Annotated in this window: 15 protein-coding genes; 9 read left to right on the top strand and 6 right to left on the bottom strand. The window is 69.6% G+C overall.

Annotated elements, in window-relative coordinates:
• Positions 1-43: 43 nt before the first annotated feature.
• Positions 44-973 carry a zinc-binding dehydrogenase gene (locus AB0F86_RS02440; RefSeq protein ID WP_356984073.1) on the bottom strand — a complete coding sequence of 310 codons (930 nt, stop codon included), beginning with the start codon at positions 971-973 and terminating at the stop codon, positions 44-46.
• Between the two features lie 114 nt (positions 974-1087).
• Between AB0F86_RS02440 and AB0F86_RS02435 the strand changes: the two genes are divergently transcribed.
• The 3 genes from AB0F86_RS02435 to AB0F86_RS02425 all read left to right on the top strand — a co-directional run bounded on the left by AB0F86_RS02435 (position 1088) and on the right by AB0F86_RS02425 (position 4149).
• The gene (locus tag AB0F86_RS02435) at positions 1088-1729 is read left to right on the top strand and encodes a TetR family transcriptional regulator (protein WP_356984071.1); all 642 of its coding nucleotides are present in this window, start codon (positions 1088-1090) and stop codon (positions 1727-1729) included.
• Between the two features lie 101 nt (positions 1730-1830).
• Positions 1831-2904 (top strand): phospho-N-acetylmuramoyl-pentapeptide-transferase, encoded by a 1074-nt coding sequence (mraY, locus tag AB0F86_RS02430; protein ID WP_225280540.1) that lies wholly within the window; start codon positions 1831-1833, stop codon positions 2902-2904.
• A gap of 39 nt (positions 2905-2943) precedes the next feature.
• Positions 2944-4149, top strand: a complete 1206-nt coding sequence (locus AB0F86_RS02425) for a hypothetical protein (RefSeq protein ID WP_356984070.1) — start codon at positions 2944-2946, stop codon at positions 4147-4149.
• On the opposite strand, the gene AB0F86_RS02420 is transcribed toward AB0F86_RS02425, so the two are convergent.
• Entirely contained in the window at positions 4088-5041 is a 954-nt protein-coding gene (locus AB0F86_RS02420; protein ID WP_356984068.1) for a hypothetical protein, read from the bottom strand. The genes AB0F86_RS02425 and AB0F86_RS02420 overlap by 62 nt on opposite strands.
• Before the next feature lie 383 nt (positions 5042-5424).
• On the opposite strand from AB0F86_RS02420, the gene AB0F86_RS02415 reads away from it, so the two are divergent.
• Positions 5425-7644 (top strand): hypothetical protein, encoded by a 2220-nt coding sequence (locus AB0F86_RS02415; RefSeq protein WP_356984066.1) that lies wholly within the window; start codon positions 5425-5427, stop codon positions 7642-7644.
• Here the strand turns inward: AB0F86_RS02415 and AB0F86_RS02410 are convergent.
• Together AB0F86_RS02410 and AB0F86_RS02405 are read right to left on the bottom strand one after the other, a co-directional pair.
• Complete coding sequence (locus AB0F86_RS02410) at positions 7641-8576, bottom strand: LysR family transcriptional regulator (protein WP_356984064.1); 936 nt, start codon at positions 8574-8576, stop codon at positions 7641-7643. The two genes, AB0F86_RS02415 and AB0F86_RS02410, sit on opposite strands and share 4 nt — an antisense overlap.
• A 55-nt stretch (positions 8577-8631) precedes the next feature.
• On the bottom strand, positions 8632-10134 hold the full coding sequence (locus AB0F86_RS02405; RefSeq protein WP_356984062.1) for an NAD(P)/FAD-dependent oxidoreductase: 1503 nt from the start codon (positions 10132-10134) through the stop codon (positions 8632-8634).
• 94 nt (positions 10135-10228) lie between these two features.
• Here AB0F86_RS02405 and AB0F86_RS02400 point away from each other — a divergent pair, with 94 nt between their 5' ends.
• On the top strand, positions 10229-10768 hold the full coding sequence (locus tag AB0F86_RS02400) for a GNAT family N-acetyltransferase (RefSeq protein ID WP_225280534.1): 540 nt from the start codon (positions 10229-10231) through the stop codon (positions 10766-10768).
• Positions 10769-10771: 3 nt separating this feature from the next.
• On the opposite strand, the gene zapE is transcribed toward AB0F86_RS02400, so the two are convergent.
• Positions 10772-11791 carry a cell division protein ZapE gene (gene zapE, locus AB0F86_RS02395; RefSeq protein ID WP_356984059.1) on the bottom strand — a complete coding sequence of 340 codons (1020 nt, stop codon included), beginning with the start codon at positions 11789-11791 and terminating at the stop codon, positions 10772-10774.
• A 35-nt stretch (positions 11792-11826) separates the two neighbouring features.
• Here zapE and AB0F86_RS02390 point away from each other — a divergent pair, with 35 nt between their 5' ends.
• The 4 genes from AB0F86_RS02390 (at position 11827) to msrB (ending at position 16040) form a co-directional block, all read left to right on the top strand.
• Positions 11827-12588 (top strand): pyrimidine reductase family protein, encoded by a 762-nt coding sequence (locus AB0F86_RS02390; RefSeq protein ID WP_225280532.1) that lies wholly within the window; start codon positions 11827-11829, stop codon positions 12586-12588.
• Positions 12589-12619: 31 nt separating this feature from the next.
• Positions 12620-14173, top strand: coding sequence for an alpha/beta hydrolase (locus tag AB0F86_RS02385; protein ID WP_356984056.1), 1554 nt, complete (start codon positions 12620-12622; stop codon positions 14171-14173).
• An 81-nt stretch (positions 14174-14254) separates the two neighbouring features.
• Positions 14255-15574 carry a glycosyltransferase family 87 protein gene (locus tag AB0F86_RS02380; RefSeq protein WP_225280530.1) on the top strand — a complete coding sequence of 440 codons (1320 nt, stop codon included), beginning with the start codon at positions 14255-14257 and terminating at the stop codon, positions 15572-15574.
• A 40-nt stretch (positions 15575-15614) separates the two neighbouring features.
• Positions 15615-16040 (top strand): peptide-methionine (R)-S-oxide reductase MsrB, encoded by a 426-nt coding sequence (gene msrB, locus AB0F86_RS02375; protein WP_225280529.1) that lies wholly within the window; start codon positions 15615-15617, stop codon positions 16038-16040.
• A 3-nt stretch (positions 16041-16043) separates the two neighbouring features.
• Here the strand turns inward: msrB and hemQ are convergent, their stop codons facing one another.
• The gene (gene hemQ, locus AB0F86_RS02370; protein WP_356984054.1) at positions 16044-16739 is read right to left on the bottom strand and encodes a hydrogen peroxide-dependent heme synthase; all 696 of its coding nucleotides are present in this window, start codon (positions 16737-16739) and stop codon (positions 16044-16046) included.
• Between the last annotated feature and the right edge of the window lie 4 nt (positions 16740-16743).

The raw sequence follows: 16743 nt of genomic DNA, 5'->3' as shown, positions 1-16743 counted from the left end.
GCCCCCTTTCGAGGGGGCCTGACTTGTTTGCGTTGCGGGCCGGTCAGCCCAGCTCCAGGACGGCCTTGCCGTGCAGTCGGCGATCGCGCAACGCCGTCACCGCCTCGTCCGCGGCTGACCAGTCGCCTCGCCAGACGACCTGCGGGTCGAGAACACCCGCGGCGACCCGGTCGGCGAGCCAGGTGAGATCGCGGCCGAGATCGCGGCAGCCGAGCAGAAAGAACGTGACGATCGAGCGGTCGTGCCTGCCCGCGTCGCCGAAGAAGGTGCCGAACGGGAACCGCTCCGGCGCGCCCGAGGCGTGCCCGACCGAGACGAGCGTCCCGCCCTCTGTGAGCGACTCGAAGGCGGCAACCATCTGCGGTCCTCCGACGAGGTCGATCACACCGTCGACGCGACCATCGAGTTCCGCGGGGTCCGCTATCACCTGCCCGGCGCCGAGCTCCCGCATGCTGTCGCGATACACATCCGGGTTCGAGGTCATCGCGACGACCTCCGCACCACCGAGACGCGCCAGTTGCACGGCGTAACGGCCGACCGCCCCGGACGCACCGGTGACGAGAACCCTGCACCCCAGCAGCGGGCCGAGCCGGTGCAGTGCGCGCAACGCCGACGCGCCCGCCACCGGCACGGTACTGAGGGCTGCGAGGTCGGCACCTTCCGGTGCGATCCCCACGAATTCGCTGTCCACAGCACGCAATTCGGCCCAGGCACCAGCCGGCCCGAGCGTGACCACCGGTGTGCCCACAGCCGGACCCGACCCGTCGGCAGCGGCACGCTCGACCACCCCGGAAGCATCCCAACCCAGAACCGAGCCGGCATCGGCACCCGGAACGAGATGGGTCACCTCGCCGTGATTCAACGAAGTCGCGGCAACCCGCACCACCACCTGATTCGGGGCCGGATCGGGGTCCGGGGCCGACCCGAGGCGGAGTCCGGTGGGGGCGGAACGATCGACCAGCAGTGCTCGCATATCCAGGGACCTTCTCTTGTGGCAACACGGCAGATCAGCCGCGCAGCAAAAGTGCCACTGAGTGGCAATTGCTGTCAAGTGGCACTCGCTGCAGGTCATCGCTAGGCTGAGCCGATGGACGTAGCGATCGACGAGTTGCCGCTGCGCGAACGGAAAAAGCTGCGAACCCGGCACGCGTTGATCGACTCGGCTCTCCAGCTGTTCACCGAGCGCGGGTTCGATGCCGTCACCCTGGACGAGCTGTGTGAATCCGTCGAGGTCTCCAAGCGCACGTTCTTCCGCACCTTCGCAGGCAAGGAAGACGTGGCGATGGCGCCACTGCAGGACATCTGGCTCGCCTTCCTGGCCGAGCTGGATCGCGGCGAACCACGGGAAACCGAGCTCCTGCGCATGCTCCGGGACGCGCTGCTGGCGGCCGTCGACCGTGTCGCCGTCGGTGACTGGCCACGGCGCGCTGCCCTGAGCCATCGTCTCGTCGGTGTCACCCCGTCGATGGCCGGGCACAATCTGCAATTCTGCGATCGGACGAGCCGCGCGGCGGTCGCCCTGTTGCACCGCGAATTGGACGTGGACGAGAACCGCACCCTGCATCTGCGCCTGGCCGTCGACATCCTGGTCGCCGCGTTCCACTGCGCGCTCGGTGCGTGGACCGCCGACGACGACCGCACTGCCGCAGGATTGGCCGCCGAAGTACGTCGCGCCTTCGATGCGGTCCCGGACGTGCTGACCATGACCGTGCGACCGAAGAGCCTGTAACCCCGATCACTACGGCGACGCAACCCGGTGGCCTCCCCTAGGATCGGCACGGCGCCGCCGGGGCCGCAGCGGTTGGCGGATCAGGCGGGACGGAGGGCAATGTGAGACAGATCCTGTTGTCGGCGGGCATCGCCCTCTTCATCACCATCACGCTCACCCCGGTGCTCATCCGGGTGTTCGCGCGGCGCGGTTTCGGGCAGGAGATCCGGATCGACGGGCCCGCCAGCCACCACACCAAACGCGGCACACCGACGATGGGTGGTCTCGCCATCGGTGCGGGCGTGTGGGGCGGCTACCTGGGCTCGCATCTGATCGGAACACTGTGGGACGCACCGGGTCCCAGCGCGTCGGGCGTTCTGGTGCTGCTGCTCGCCTCGGCGCTCGGCGTCGTCGGTTTCCTCGACGACTCGATCAAACTGCGCAAACACCGCAATCTCGGGCTCACCGCGGCGGGCAAATATCTGGGGCAGATCTCGGCGGCGGTCGTGTTCGCGGTGCTGGTGCTGCGCTTCCCCGGCGCCACCGGACTCACTCCGGCAGGCCGCAACCTGTCGTATGTGCGTGACATCCCGACCATCACCTTCGCGTCGCTGTTCTTCGTGCTGTTCGTGGTGCTGCTGGTGGTCGCCTGGTCGAACGCGGTGAACATCACCGACGGGCTCGACGGGCTGGCCGCCGGGTCGATGACCCTGACCCTCGGCGCCTACGTGGTGATCACGCTGTGGCAGTACGACCACTCCTGCGAGATCACCCCCGGCCGCGCCTGCTACACCGTCCGCGACCCGCTGGACCTGGCGATGGTGAGCGCGGCGGGAGCGGCGGCCTGTGTCGGGTTCCTGTGGTGGAATGCCGCGCCGGCCAAGATCTTCATGGGCGACACCGGATCCCTCGGCCTCGGCGGTCTGCTGGCCGGGCTGTCGATCACCAGCCACACCGAACTGCTCGCGGTGGTGCTCGGTGGACTGTTCGTCGCCGAGATCATGTCGGTGGTGCTGCAGATCGTCGTCTTCCGCACCACCCACACCCGGCTGTTCCGGATGGCGCCGTTCCACCACCATTTCGAACTCGACAACTGGCCGGAGACGGCGGTCATCATCCGGTTCTGGGTACTGGCGGGCATCGCCTCGGCGACGGGGCTGTGCCTGTTCTACAGCGAGTACCTGACGTCGCTGTGACGCAACATTGTCGGTGTTCGCCGCTACGCTGACGCGATCATGAGAGAACCGGGCCACGACATCGCCGCCGACGTCTCGTTCGAGCTCGAGGAGCTCGACGAGCTGGTCGGCGAACTGCTCGTCGACCACGCCGAACGCGCGGCCCGCGAGGCGCGGGTGGTTGGGCTGCGGCTTGGCATCGGCGGTCAGCGCCCGGAAACCCTCACCCGCGTCGGCGCCCGCTACGACCTCGCCCGCGACCGGGCCCGTCAGCTCTACACCAAGGCGATCGGGCGCATCCTGCGCGAGGCTTCCCGATCCGGACACCGCTCCGCCGAGGTGTTCGCACACCGATACCCGCGTGAGGCAGGCGATCTGCGCCTGGTGCGCACCCTGCTCACCGAGACCTACGCGACCGACACCGACCTGGTCGCCATGGAATGGTCGTATCTGAAGCTGCGCCTGGCCGGACACGACCAGACCGACGCCCGGCGGGTGGCCGGATATGTCATGCAGCGAATCCTGGGCTGGCAGAAGAAGACCGCGAGCATCCTCGCCAAACTGCACGCCCCGGACGACGACGTCGACGACCTGGACGCGGTGCTCGCGGGGACCGACTGGCCGGACGGCTCCCCCGCCCCGTTACCCACCGTCTCGGCGCGGGTGGCCGATGCCGACGACGACGGACGCGGCCGGTTCTACCTGGCCAAGGCCGGGCGCGACGTCGCCTACGACTCGGCGCTGGTAGCCCGCCTGCTGCGCACGCTCGACGCCAGCCCGGCCGTCGCGGCATTCCAGGAGGAACCCGCCGCCCTCACCTACACGTTCGCGGGCGAGAACCACGTGCACTATCCCTCGGTCGCCGCCCGGCTCACCGACGGCCGGACAGTGCTGATCGATGTGGTGCCACTCGGCCGGACCATGTTCCACCACAACAGGCTTCAGGCCGAACTGATGCGCGCCCACGCCCACGAACGCGGCTGGGGTGCGCTCACCTGGACCGGCAGCGCGATCGGCACCGCGCAACTGCGCACCCGCACCGTCGACGCGGCCGCCGAACAGCGCATCGCCACCGACCTGGCCACCAGCCCCTACGACCGGGTCGCCCTCGCCGCCGTGCTCACCGAGACCGGCCTGGACCTGCTCGACCTGGCCGCCCTCGTACTGCGCAACGACTGGCAGTTCGACCGGTTGCCGATGCGGCTCAGCGCATCACCATCGCCCCGGCGAGCACCGCGACAACCAGCAGCATCGCGCAGCAGGTGAGCCACTGCCACTGATCTAGGGTGCGGTCCATCCGGCTGATCGTGGCACGCAGGCCCGCCGCGGTCCGCTGCTGGGCGACCAGCTCACTGCGCAGGCCGGCCAGCGTGATGGCGTGGGCGTCGGCCGCAGCGGCCGCACGTTCGATCCGGTGATGCAGCCTGGTCACCAACCGCTGCTTGTCACGCACGGCCTGTCGCGACACCGCCAGTTCCACTCGCTGGTCGCGCAACTGACTGCGCTGACGTTCGATCATCGCGGCCTGCGCCGCCGTGTGCTTCTCCCAGGTGCCCACCTCGGCCCACCCTCCGTTCATCACATCCACATGACCCCAGGCGATGTCGTCCGCCACCCAGCCCTCGAGAAACTCCCGCAGCGCCCAGCCCGCCCGCACCGGTGCGGCGAAACCGGACTCGCCGGCGGCGAGCATGCCCTGATCGATGCGGTATTCGGCACCGGCGGGCGCGAAGTCGGCGATACCGACCGCGGGCACCAGCGGCACCCAGTACCCGCGCGGCACCACCCACAGCACGTCGTCGATGCCCGCCTCGCGCAGGCGTTCTCGGTGCGCGCGGGCGGCGGTGATGTCGAGGGGGCCGCTGCGCACCTCGACCACGCCGCGCCGCTCGCCACGGCGCCAGTAGATGTCGACGGGGATATCGCCCACCCGGGCGTCGACCTGCGCCTCGTCGGCGCCCGCCGCCGTCAGCCTGCCACAGATCCAATGTTCGAGCCGCTGGGTATTCCATTGCTTCGCAACACAATCGGGGCAACCACAGCCGTATCCGGTGCGTTCGGGCGCCGCGCGACGACCGCCCTCGGAGATCCCGAGTTCGTCGAGCAGCGCCCGCCGTCCGCACACCACCTGGGTGTCGCTTCGCCGCTTCGTCCTCACACCATCACTCCCTCACCGGGGCCTGCCGTACGCCCCGCGCCCACGACCTGCACTCAGGTTCCCGCAGCCGCCGACACGCCGCCAGCCCCCTTGACCCGCACTCGGGTGCGTCGCCGTGTGGTGATCGAGATCACAACGACGACATTGCTTGTATATCAAGCCCTTTCATTGTGCCAACGTCGCACGGACCGGCGAAGATCTTGATCATTTCGATACACAGACCGGCCGGGTTGCCGGTCCTTTTCGTCCCGATTACGAAAAGGTTCGGCGCGTCGCCTGGCGCACCGGCCGAGGATCACTACAACGCGTCGGCGGGCACCGGTGGATATGATCGCAGGCGGCCGAGGCGGGCACGCTCGCCGTCCACCGGAAGTAGGGTGTGCATGAACCACGCTGAGCACGACGAAACCATCGGGTCGATGCTGGCGAATATCGCCGCGGCGCTGCGTGAGGTCAGCGAGAAGCTCGATGTCGTCGCCGCGCGCGTCGCCCAGGAGGTCCCCGGCTTCCCCGGCGACGACGAGGACGTGCCCGACCAGCTCCGCATCCGCCGCCTCGAAGCCTGGGCTTTCCATGCGTCACAGGACATTTCCCGGCTCAGTGCCCGGCTCGACGCGCTCGACGGCGGCGACGACCCGGCCCCACCACCCGCCCGCGGGCGCAGCAGACGGGAAGTCCGCGAGGCCGCCGAGCGGGCCGCCGCCCACGAGGAAGCCACCCGGCCACCGCTGGAGCGTCGTCAGTCGAGCCGCTCGGTCCCCGACCACCTCGGCGATCCCACCTGGCCCATCACCGCTCCCCCTGTCCCTCGCGCGACGACCGAACCGCACAGCGGTGTGGTTGCGGGCGAACGTGGTCGGGCCGCGCAGCACGAGGAGGGTGAGCCTCGTACCGCCGCGTTCGCGGTCCAGTCGCCGGGGCTCGGCGATCCTGAACCCCAGGCGGCCCGTGCGTCGAACGGTGCGCGCGGTGACACCGCACAGCGACCGAAGGTGAACGGTGCGCATGCCCCGGAAGCGACTGTGCGGGAAGCCGTCCCGAATGCGCAGCGGGTGAACGGCCGACTGCCCGCACAGCCGGAGCGGGAGACGCCTGCGCGTGGGGTGGCGGACGACATCGCGGCGCAAGGGGTCGGTCTCGCCGCGAATCGTGCTGTTCCGCTGCCCGATTCGACCGATGAGCTCGGCCGCCACGATGCGGAGGCCGCGCCTGTTTCGGGCGGGTTCGCGAGCGTCGAACGCGCCCGGCCGGTCGGCAAGGTTCCCACCGAGACCCGTGGCACCGAACGCCACACCACTTCCGGCAATGTGACCTGGTCGCCCAACGGAGTCGATCCGCAGGCCCAGCGCAACGGATCCGTCCCCCACGTGGCAACCGACCAACGCCCCGCCGCCGAACACGCCGGCGGATCGGAAGACCTGCGGCACAGCTCGTTCGACGCAGGCACGGCGGGCGAGCGGGTCGGTGATCCTGAAGACGCGCACCGCGCCGCGCCTGCGTCGGGTCACGTCGACGACCAGCAGGCGAGCTCGGCGCGCGGACCGGTGAACGGCACGGGTGGGCACTCGAGTCCGGGTGAGCAAGAACGTGCCGGAATCGTCCCGACCGAAGATGCTCACGCGGCCGAAGCCCGGGTCGCGACGAACGGGACGACCTTCAACGGGTTCGCCGATCGGTCGGCGTCCGCGCCGAAGAACGGCAGTGCCAACGGGATCCAGTGGTCCTTCGACGACGACGTGGAGACGACCCTTCCCACCCCGCCGCGAAACGGTCACGCCCGCAACGGCTTCACCACGGACTCCCGCGGCGAGTCCGTCTTCGCCGACTTCACGCCTCGCAACTCGACCACCAGCGAAAAACCGGCAGCCCCCGCCCGGTTGGTCGCCCCGCCACCCGCCGATTCGGCCCACCAGGTCGAAGTGGCCGGCCGAGCCACCGCGCCGTCGGAGCACCTCGAGCAGGCACCTCGGTCCGGGCCGTCGGTCGGCGGACCCGACTACCGAACCAGCCCGGCGACCGAATCCGTCGACCGGTCCGGCGCAACAGCCCTGCCGACGGACTACCCGAATCAGGCGGGCCACTCCGCACCGGCGGCGGGCGATCCCGGCCGCACGCACCAGCCGTCGGACCGCATCACCCAGGGCGAGCAATCCCGCCCGTCCGACGAAGCGGCGAACGGCCGATACGGCCAGGGCGAGCGGTCCAGCCGACCACACGGTCACAGCGCCGAGGAGACCGGCCGGACGATCGGACAGGACGCGAACACAGGTCCGCTTGCGGCCCAGGCGGCTCACAACACCGCGCGATTCACCAATTCGGACAACGAGGCCGGGACCCGGCACGGCAGGCCCGCCGCCCCGGCGGTCGACCTGCCCGCCGTCCACACCTCGTCCAGCGCCGACGACAATCTCGGCCCGGCCCCGATCCCCACGGCCACCGACCCGGCAGGCATCACGGTGACCGGCACCTACCGCGCCTTCGACCTCGAATCCGCCGCCCACGTGGACAAACTGCAGGCCATGCTCGACGAGCTCAAGCGCTCCGCCGGTCTGCCACCGGGCCGCCGCGACGTCTTCGGTCCGCCGACCCAGGACCTCGGCTAGACGGCGACTCCCACCGAGCGCACATCGGGCACCTCCGGTGCGTCGCGCAGTACCGTCGCGACGAGTTCGCGCACGGCGCGATGTCCGGCGTCGGCGGTATTGCGCGGATGCCAGGCAATGGCGACGACGGGGGCGGGCAACGGCAGCGGGATCTCGAAGGTGGTCAGGCCGAGCGCCTGGCAGGCCGGGCGGGACAATGCCGCGGGGGCAGGGCAGATCAGCTCGGTGGTCGCCACGGTGAACAACGCGGTCGCCAGGTCGGCGACGGTCGCGACGACGCGGCGGGTGCGACCGTGCAGGGCGAGGCGGTCGTCGATGGGACTGTGGGTGCGGCCGGTGGGTGACACCTCGAGGTGGCGCGCGGAGGCGTAGGCGGCGACGGTGGGGCGGTCGGCGGCGAAGGGATGGTCGGCGGCCGCGACACCGACCCAGCGGTCGCTGAACAGCCGCTGCACAACGGTTTCGGGGTCGGTGCGGCCGAGCACACCCACTTCGATGTCGACCTGCCCGTCGCGCAGGGCCACGGCGCTGTCGGCGGGGTCCGCGGCCAGCAGCCGCACCGTCACGCCCGGCAGTTGCGTCCCGGCCGCGCCCAGCAGCGGTCCGGCGAGCCGCGCCGCGACCGCATCACCCACGCGGACGACGAAGTCCCGCTGCCTGCGAACACCGCCGCCCTCGTGCGAGGTGAGCAGCACCCGGCTCGCCTCGACCAGCGCCGCCACGTCCTGGCGCAGTTCCAGGGCGCGCGGGGTGGGCACCAGATGCCTGCCGGAACGCACGAGCAGCGGGTCACCGAACACCTCACGCAACCGGGTGAGGGTGCGGCTCATCGCCGAGGTGGAGGTGTGCAGTCGCCGGGCCGCCTCGGTGACGCTGTTGGTGTCCAGCAGCGCGTCCAAGGCGGGCAGCAGGTTCAGATCCAGCGCTTCCACGCGAGGATTATCACCAACGCCCGGTTCGCCACCAAGCGGCCGCACCGCGTGTCGGTTATCCCTCGACCACCGCGACCGGCGTCGGCGCCGGGGCGGCGTTGCGGTTGCGCAGCACGCCGCGGTAGGTGGCGGGGCGCACCGGGCGCACCCACTGCCCGAGCCGGGCCGACAGCGGCAGCGGGGTGCCGAGGTCGTCGAGCATCTCGTCGATATTGCCCAGCGAGAACGGGATCACCGACGCACCGTGCGCGTGGGCACCGTTGCTGCGGGCCCGCGACCAGGCGAGGCGTTCGTCGATGTCGGTGTTCATCAGTTCGGCGACCGGCGGCACGAAGGCACCGGTGAGCAGCCCCGCGATCCAGTGCGCGCCGACCTCGGCGCTCAGGGCGCTCACATTGGAGCTGTTGTAGCCGGCGAAACTGAGATTGGGCACCTCGACGGGCAGGATGTGGCGGTAGAGCCGGAAGTCGCCCGCCTCGTCGGTGAGCGAGCGGCGCACGAACGGAGTGAGGAACGGTACCTCCTGGCGATATCCGGTGGCGCACACCACGATCTCGGCCAGTTTCAGCGTCCCGTCGGACAACCGGACCGCGGGCCCGTGCTGCCCGCCGATGAGTTCGACGATCTCGGCGTCGCGGTGCACGGCAATGCGGCCCGCCTCGACCTGATCGAAGAACCCCTCGGTGGCCAGCGCGGCGCTGCTGGTCGCCATCTCGGCCAGTGGACCGTCGGGGACCAGGCCGAGCTCGCGCAGCCGCAGCTTGCGCGTCACCCGTTCCTGCAGCAGGTCGAGGTTCGCCTCGCGCAGGGCGAGCCGGTCGAGCAGGCGTTCGGCGCGGTGGCCGAACCGGGACGGGAAGTGCGCCTCACCCGCGCGGGTGAGCAGCAATCGTTCGTAGTCGGTGCCGAATCCGAACTTGCGCGGCATCTTCCAGGTGAGCCTGCGGGCGACCACGCTGGTCTCGTCGGCGAGATGACTCACCGCCTCGGCCACATCGCAGGCCGACTTGCCGTACCCGACGACGACCACCGAACGGTCGCGTGCCAGTTCGGCGTCGTGGAACTGCGAGACGTGACACAGCTGCCCGCCCGCGGCACGGAAGGCGGCCGCACCGTGCAGGTCCGGCAGCACCGGGTCGCTGTACACACCGTTGGCGACGATCAGGTGATCGCAGGTGCTGCGGTGCACACCCATCCCGTCGCGGATCTCGAGCAACCAGCCGCTGTCGACCGGGTCGGCGGCGACCACCTCGGTGCCGAGTCGCAGATTCCCGGTGAGACCGAATTTCTGCGCGTACCCGGCGAGGTAGGCCTGCATCTGCTGACCGTCCGGCCAGCGCGGGTAGTCCTCCGGCATCGGGTGGTCGCTGAAGTGGTTGGTGTGCTTGCTGTTCTGTGAACGCAGGCCGGGGTAGCGGCGGGTGACGCTCCACACACCGCCCACGTCAGGGGCTCGGTCGAAGACTTCGACCGGGAACCCGGCCTGACTCAACACCTTCGCGCAAGCCAATCCCGCAACTCCCGCACCGACGATCCCGATGCGGCTACCGCTAGTCATGGGCAGGAGAGTACTCGGGACCGCCGTCGCGGTGCCACCGCCGCGATGCCCACAGTGCTGTCTACCACCGCCACGCCCGTGCTGTACTGGAACGATGACCAACAGCTCCGTCGTCGTCGACCGGGCCGGACTCTGGGACGCCGAAGCTCTCAGTGATGTGGCGACCGCGACGTTCCCGCTGGCCTGTCCCCCGCAGGCCGACCCGGCCGACATCGAGATCTTCCTGACCCAGATGCTCTCGGGCGACCGTTTCGGCGAGTACCTGTCCGACCCGGATCGCACGGTCCTCAAGGCCGTCGACGGTGACGAGATCGTCGGCTACGCCATGTTGATCGCGGGCAGGCCGACCGATCCGGCCATCGACGCACAGGTCAGCCCGGGGTCGGTGGTCGAGCTCAGCAAGATGTACGTGCTGCCCGGCCACCACGGCACCGGGGTGTCCGGTGCGCTCATGGACGCGGCTGTCGACTCCGCGCGCGAGTCGGGCGCCGACGCGGTGTGGCTCGGTGTCCACCAGGACAACGAACGCGCGCAGCGGTTCTACGGAAAGCACGGGTTCGTGCGGGTGGGCACGAAGACGATGACCGTCGGCAGCAAGGTGCTCGACGATTTCGTCTTCGAACGGAAGCTGTAGCCCCTACGTGGTCGCGGCCTCGAACCGCGACAGCGCGAGCAGACGCGAGATTGCCCGCAGGTACTTCTTGCGGTAGCCGCCGTCGAGCATCTCCTGGGAGAAGATCTCGTCGAGCTTGGCGCCGGAGACGGTGACCGGGATGCTCGCGTCGTAGAGGCGGTCGGCGAGCACCACGATGCGCAGCGCGACGGCCTGGTCGGTCACCGGGTGCACCCCGGAGACGAACACCGAGGTGACACCGTTGATGAGCGCGCCGTACTTCGAGGGGTGCAGGGTGCTCAGGTGCTTCAGCAGGGCGTCGTAGTCGTCGAGGGTGGAACCCGGTGTGGCGGCGGCCCGTTCGGCCAGCACCTCGGGCGAGGTGGGCTCGGGAGCGGGCGGCAGGTCGCGGTGGCGGTAGTCGGGACCGTCGACGCGCACCGGCTCGAAGATGGCGCCGAGCTTCTTGATCTCGCGCAGGAAGTCCTGTGCGGCGAAACGGCCTTCGCCGAGTTGACTCGGCAGGGTGTTGGAGGTGGCCGCGATCGAGACGCCCGCGGCGGACAGCTCGGTGAGCAGGCGCGAGACCATCGTGGTGTCGCCCGGGTCGTCGAGTTCGAACTCGTCGATGCACAGCAGGCTGTTGGCGGAGAGCCGTTCCACGGCGTTGACGAAACCGAGGGCACCGACCAGGTTGGTCAGCTCGCCGAAGGTGCCGAACGACTTCGGCGCGGGCGCGCTGTGGAAGATCGAGGCGAGCAGGTGGGTCTTGCCGACACCGAAACCACCGTCGAGGTACAGGCCCGCACCGGTGACGGCCTTCTTCTTGCCGAAGAGGCTCTTCTTCGACGCGGCCTTGTGGATCTTGGCGACCTGACCGGCGAATTCCTCGGCCTTGCGAACCGCGGCCGCCTGGCTGGGTTCCTTGGGGTCGGGAATGTAGGAGGCGAAGCTGACCTCGTCGAACATGGGCGGGGGCACCATCTGGGCGACGAGCTGGTCGGCCGGGACCTCCGGGTGGCGATCGACGAGGCGTTCTTGCATGTGCGAATCGTACGGACGTGGTTGCATCGGTACCTATGCAGCGTATCCCTAATGTGACCCAGCTCGCAGATCTCGACGCCGACGCACTGGCCAGGAGCTATGCGTACCCGAGGCACCTGGAGCGGCCGTGGGTGCGGGCCAACTTCGTCAGCAGCATCGACGGCGCGCTCGCCGTCGACGGCGTGACGAAGGGACTGGCCACCCCGGCCGACAAGCTGGTGTTCAAGCTGCTGCGTGAGCTCGCCGACGTGATCCTGGTCGGTGCGGGCACCGTGCGCACCGAGAACTACGGCGGCGCCCGCACCGACGACGAACACCGGCGGGCGCATTTCCGGCACGGGGTCGGCGGCAGCGAGGACGGCAGCCCACCGCCGATCGCCGTGGTGTCGGGCAGCGCGAATCTCGATCCGGCGGCGCGGCTGTTCACCGACGCGCAGACCCCGCCGCTGATCCTCACCACCGCCCAGGCCGACAAGGACCGCGTCGCCGCGCTCGAGGACGCGGGCGCGCAGGTGGTGGTCGCGGCGGAGTTCGCGATCACGCCCGCGGCGCTGCTGCGGGTGCTCACCGAGCGCGGTTTGCTGCGGGTGCTGTGCGAGGGCGGACCGCATCTGTTCGGTCAGCTGGCCGAGGCCGACCTGGTCGACGAACTGTGCCTCACCACGGCGCCGCTGCTGGTCGGCGGGGCGGGCGGGCGAATCTCGCTGTCGGCGAAGCAATTCGGAACCTCGATGGCACGCAAGCAGTTGGTGCTCGACGACGACGGCACCGTGCTGGCCCGCTGGGCCCGTCGATGAAACCCGGCGCCGAACCTGGCAGGGTGTAGCCATGCGCTTGACTCGGGCCGCGGTAACGGCCGCGACACTGTCGATCATGCTCGCGGGCTGCGGGGCGGGACCGTCGGATCGGCCCGTCGTCGCGGTGGAACGGCCGGGTGCCGGTGGAGTGGCGACCCAGGAGGCGGCGACCGAGGACCTCGGCACGGCCGAGGTGCCCAAATCCGATCTCACGTGGCGCGACTGCACCGAGTCGACCATCAGCTCGCTGGCCTTCGGCGACGTGCCCGCCGGACTCGTGCTCGAATGCGCCGATTTCTCGACACCCATCGACACCGCGGGCACCGTGCTCGGCACCTTCCGCGCGGGTGCCCTGCGGGCCCGGCTGCCCGAGACTCCCACCGATGTGGCCCCGCTGGTGCTGACCTCCGGCGCCGACCGGTCCTCGGCCTCCACCCTCGCCGGTCTGGCCATCGGTCCCAACCGGGCGCTGCTCACCGCGCAGCCGGTCGTCGCGGTGGATCGGCGTGGGATCGGCGCCTCCCAGCCCATCGACTGCATCCCGGCCCAGTTGCGCGCGGTACTGACCGATCTGGGGCAGACCGGAGTGGGCAACGCCGACCAGGTCGGTGCCGTCGCCGGGTTCAGTCAGGACGCGACCATCGCCTGCCGCGATTTCCTGCAGCCCTACGAGGGCACCTTCGACGCACCGCACGCCGCCGACGACATCGAACAGCTGCGCAAGCAGTGGCAGGTCGAGAAGATCAACCTGCTCGGCGCCGGCAACGGCGGCAAGGTCGCGCTCAGCTACGCGCGCCGCTACGGCGACCACCTGGCCCGGCTCGTCCTCGACGCACCGGAACCGGTGGGCGCCGACGCCGCGACCATGGCCGAGGCGCGCGTCACCGGCGCCGAAGCCGCGCTCACCGCGTTCGCCCAGCGCTGCAAGGCGGCCAATTGCGCCCTCGGACCCGATCCGCGCGCGACCGTCGTCGGATTGATGAACAAGGCGACGTCCGGCGGACTGGGCGAGGTGACGGCCGCCGATCTGGCGACCGCGCTCACCGGTTTCCTGTCGAGCCCGCGCGGGGACCAGAACACCCGGGTCACCGCGCTGGCCGACATCCTCGCCGCGGCCGACCGTGGCGATCGTGGGCCGCTGGTCGCACTGGTCGGGCGTGAGGCCGCGGCGATCTCGTCCGACGGCGAGTTCGTGAACCGCTGCACCGACAGCCAGCAACCACCCACCCCCGATCGGGCCCGCGAACTGGCCGATACCTGGGCGGGCAAATATCCGGTTTTCGGTCGCACCGCCGCGATCGGGCTGATGGTGTGCTCGGCCTGGCCCGTCTCCACCGCCCCGCCGCTGCCCGATGAACTGTCGCTGCCCGTGCTGGTGTTCGCCGGTGCCGCCGACCCCGTCGTCGGCGGTGCCGCGGCCTCGGTCACCGGCGCGCTCGGCGCCGCGGGTGCCCGGCACGCCACCATGACCTGGCAGGGCTGGGGGCATCCGGTGGTCGCGCATTCCGGGTGCGCGCAGCAGGCTGTCAACGCCTACCTCGCGAACGGGAAACTGCCCGCCGACGGCGGCGCCTGCCCCGCCTGATCGCCATCCGACCGGCGCGTTGCGGCGCGTCGGACGGGTCCGGCGACACCATCGCAACCCGATCCGGTGTACCGTGCCCCAGTGTTGTTCCGACAGCTCGAGCCCCGCACCGCTCGCACCGCCGCCGAGGTGATGAAGTTCGCATTGTGGCCGTTCGCGGTCATGACGGTGCTGAACCGTGTCTTCATCAAGGCGATCAACGGTTTCGTCACCGACGACTATCGCCCGGTGTACAACGCCTCGTTCGAGTTCTTGAACGGCAGGCCTGTGTACACGGCCAACTTCGACTCGGTCGACCCCCATTACCTGTACCCGCCCAGCGGAACCCTGGTGATCGCGCCGGTCGCGGTCATCGAGTACGAGCTGTCGCGGTGGCTGTTCATCGCCTTGAACGCCGCGGCGATCCTGCTCGCCTGGTACCTGCTGCTGCGGTTGTTCAAGTTCGGCATCGGCTCGGTGGCCGCGCCCGCGCTGCTGCTGGCGATGTTCGCCTCCGAGACGGTCATCAACACGTTGGTGTTCACCAATGTCAACGGGTGTCTGTTGCTGGCCGAGCTGGCGTTCATCCATCTGTTGCTGCGGCGGCGTGATCTATGGGCCGGGGCCATTCTCGGCCTCAGTATCGCGGTGAAACCGACGCTTGCGCCGTTGTTGCTGGTCGCGGTCGTGCGCGGCCAATGGAAGGTGCTCATCACCGCCATCGGTGTGCCCGTCGGGCTCACCGCGTTGGCCTGGCCGCTGTCGAAGGATCCCGAACGGTTCTTCACCCATGTGCTGCCGTACCTGGCCAAGACCCGCGACTACTTCAACAGTTCGGTCGGTGGCAACGGTGCCTACTTCGGGCTGCCGCACTGGCTGATCCTGCTGGTACAGGTGACGATGGGCGCGGTCGTCGCGGTGTCGCTCTGGTTGCTGTGGCGCTACTACCGCCACGACGAGCTGTTCTTCGTGACCACGTTCTCCGGTGTGCTGCTCACCGCGTACTTCCTGCTGCCCTCGCTGGGCCAGATGTACTACTCGATGATGCTGTTCCCGTTCCTGATGTCGGTGGTGCTGCGCAATTCCGTGCTGCGCAACTGGCCGGCCTGGCTGGCGATCTTCGGGTTCATGACCTACGACAAATGGTTGTCGGACCGCTGGCAGGACATCGGGCGCACGCTCGAATACCTGCGCGTCACCTTCGGTTGGGGACTGTTGCTCATCGTGGTGTTCTGCGTGCTCGGCGACCGCTACCTGGCCGCCCGCCGCGAAGGCAGGCTGGAGTTCGGCATCGACCCGGCCTGGATGGCGAAGGCGCCCGACTCGCGAGACGGCGTCGAGGAGAAACCAGCGCCTGCACCGGCGCCCGACCGCGACGATCCGGTGGCACCGGTCGAGGAACGCGAACCCGCCCTGAAGTAGCTTTTCGGCGCGCGCGGCGCGAAACCATTAGCGTGGAGTGATGAGTTCCGATACCTCGTTGCCCGCGCCGCGCATCCAGCTGACGCCGCAGGAGTGGCGGGCCAAACTGAATCCCGAGGAATACGCCGTGCTGCGCGAGGCCGCCACCGAGCGGCCCTTCGTCGGCGAATACACCGACACCAAGACCGAGGGTGTCTACGCGTGCCGTGCCTGCGGTGCCGAATTGTTCCGCAGCACAGAGAAATTCGATTCGCACTGCGGGTGGCCGTCGTTCTTCGACCCCGCCGATTCCGACGCGGTGATCCTGCGTCCCGACGACTCGCTCGGCATGCGCCGGGTCGAGGTGCTATGCGCGAACTGCCACAGCCACCTCGGCCACGTCTTCGAGGGCGAGGGCTACCCCACCCCCACCGACCAGCGCTACTGCATCAACTCGATCGCGCTCAAGCTCGAGCCGAAAGCGTAGGGCTTACGGCAGGGCGTTGACGAGCTGCTCGACCTCCACGCGGGGACCCGTGAAGAACGGGATCTCCTCGCGGACGTGGAGGCGGGCCTCGGTGGCGCGCAGGTCGCGCATCAGGTCGACGATGCGGTGCAGTTCGGGGGCCTCGAACGCCAGGATCCACTCGTAGTCGCCGAGCGCCATCGAGCTCACCGTGTTGGCCCGCACGTCCGGGTAGCCACGGGCGGCCTTGCCGTGGTCGGCGAGCATCTTGCGGCGTTCCTCGTCGGGCAGCAGGTACCACTCGTAGGACCGCACGAACGGGTACACGCAGATGTAGTTGCCCGGGTCCTCACCGGCGAGGAACGCCGGGATGTGGCTCTTGTTGAACTCCGCCGGGCGGTGCACGGCCACATTGCTCCACACCGGGGCGCTGGCCTTGCCCAGCTCGGTGGTGCGCCGGAAATCGGCGTAGGCGGCCTGCAGGTCCTCGACTCGTTCGGCGTGGGTCCACAGCATGAAATCGGCGTCGGCACGCAACCCGGCCACGTCGTAGATGCCGCGCAACACCACACCCTTGTCGGCCAGCCCGTCGAAGAAGGTCTGCGCCTCCTTGATCGCCGCCGCCCGGTCGTCGCCGAGTACGCCCGGCTGGACCTGGAACACCGAGAACATCAGGTACCGGATGGTGGAATTGAGGGCCTGGTAGTCGAGTCGCGCCATGAAT

Origin of the sequence: Nocardia sp. NPDC023733 (genome assembly GCF_040639775.1) — a bacterium.
Lineage (GTDB): Bacteria > Actinomycetota > Actinomycetes > Mycobacteriales > Mycobacteriaceae > Nocardia > Nocardia rosealba.
The sequence above is the reverse complement of the archived record's forward strand: the minus strand, read 5'-3'. Positions and strand labels throughout refer to the sequence as shown.

Coding starts and splice junctions, on each gene's coding strand:
- AB0F86_RS02435 (WP_356984071.1), top strand. CDS start 1,088: ATGGACGTAGCGATCGACGAGTTGCCGCTGCGCGAACGGAAAAAGCTG.
- AB0F86_RS02440 (WP_356984073.1), bottom strand. CDS start 973: ATGCGAGCACTGCTGGTCGATCGTTCCGCCCCCACCGGACTCCGCCTC.
- hemQ (WP_356984054.1), bottom strand. CDS start 16,739: ATGGCGCGACTCGACTACCAGGCCCTCAATTCCACCATCCGGTACCTG.
- AB0F86_RS02405 (WP_356984062.1), bottom strand. CDS start 10,134: ATGACTAGCGGTAGCCGCATCGGGATCGTCGGTGCGGGAGTTGCGGGA.
- AB0F86_RS02390 (WP_225280532.1), top strand. CDS start 11,827: ATGCAGCGTATCCCTAATGTGACCCAGCTCGCAGATCTCGACGCCGAC.
- AB0F86_RS02425 (WP_356984070.1), top strand. CDS start 2,944: ATGAGAGAACCGGGCCACGACATCGCCGCCGACGTCTCGTTCGAGCTC.
- msrB (WP_225280529.1), top strand. CDS start 15,615: ATGAGTTCCGATACCTCGTTGCCCGCGCCGCGCATCCAGCTGACGCCG.
- AB0F86_RS02385 (WP_356984056.1), top strand. CDS start 12,620: ATGCGCTTGACTCGGGCCGCGGTAACGGCCGCGACACTGTCGATCATG.
- AB0F86_RS02400 (WP_225280534.1), top strand. CDS start 10,229: ATGACCAACAGCTCCGTCGTCGTCGACCGGGCCGGACTCTGGGACGCC.
- AB0F86_RS02415 (WP_356984066.1), top strand. CDS start 5,425: ATGAACCACGCTGAGCACGACGAAACCATCGGGTCGATGCTGGCGAAT.
- zapE (WP_356984059.1), bottom strand. CDS start 11,791: ATGCAAGAACGCCTCGTCGATCGCCACCCGGAGGTCCCGGCCGACCAG.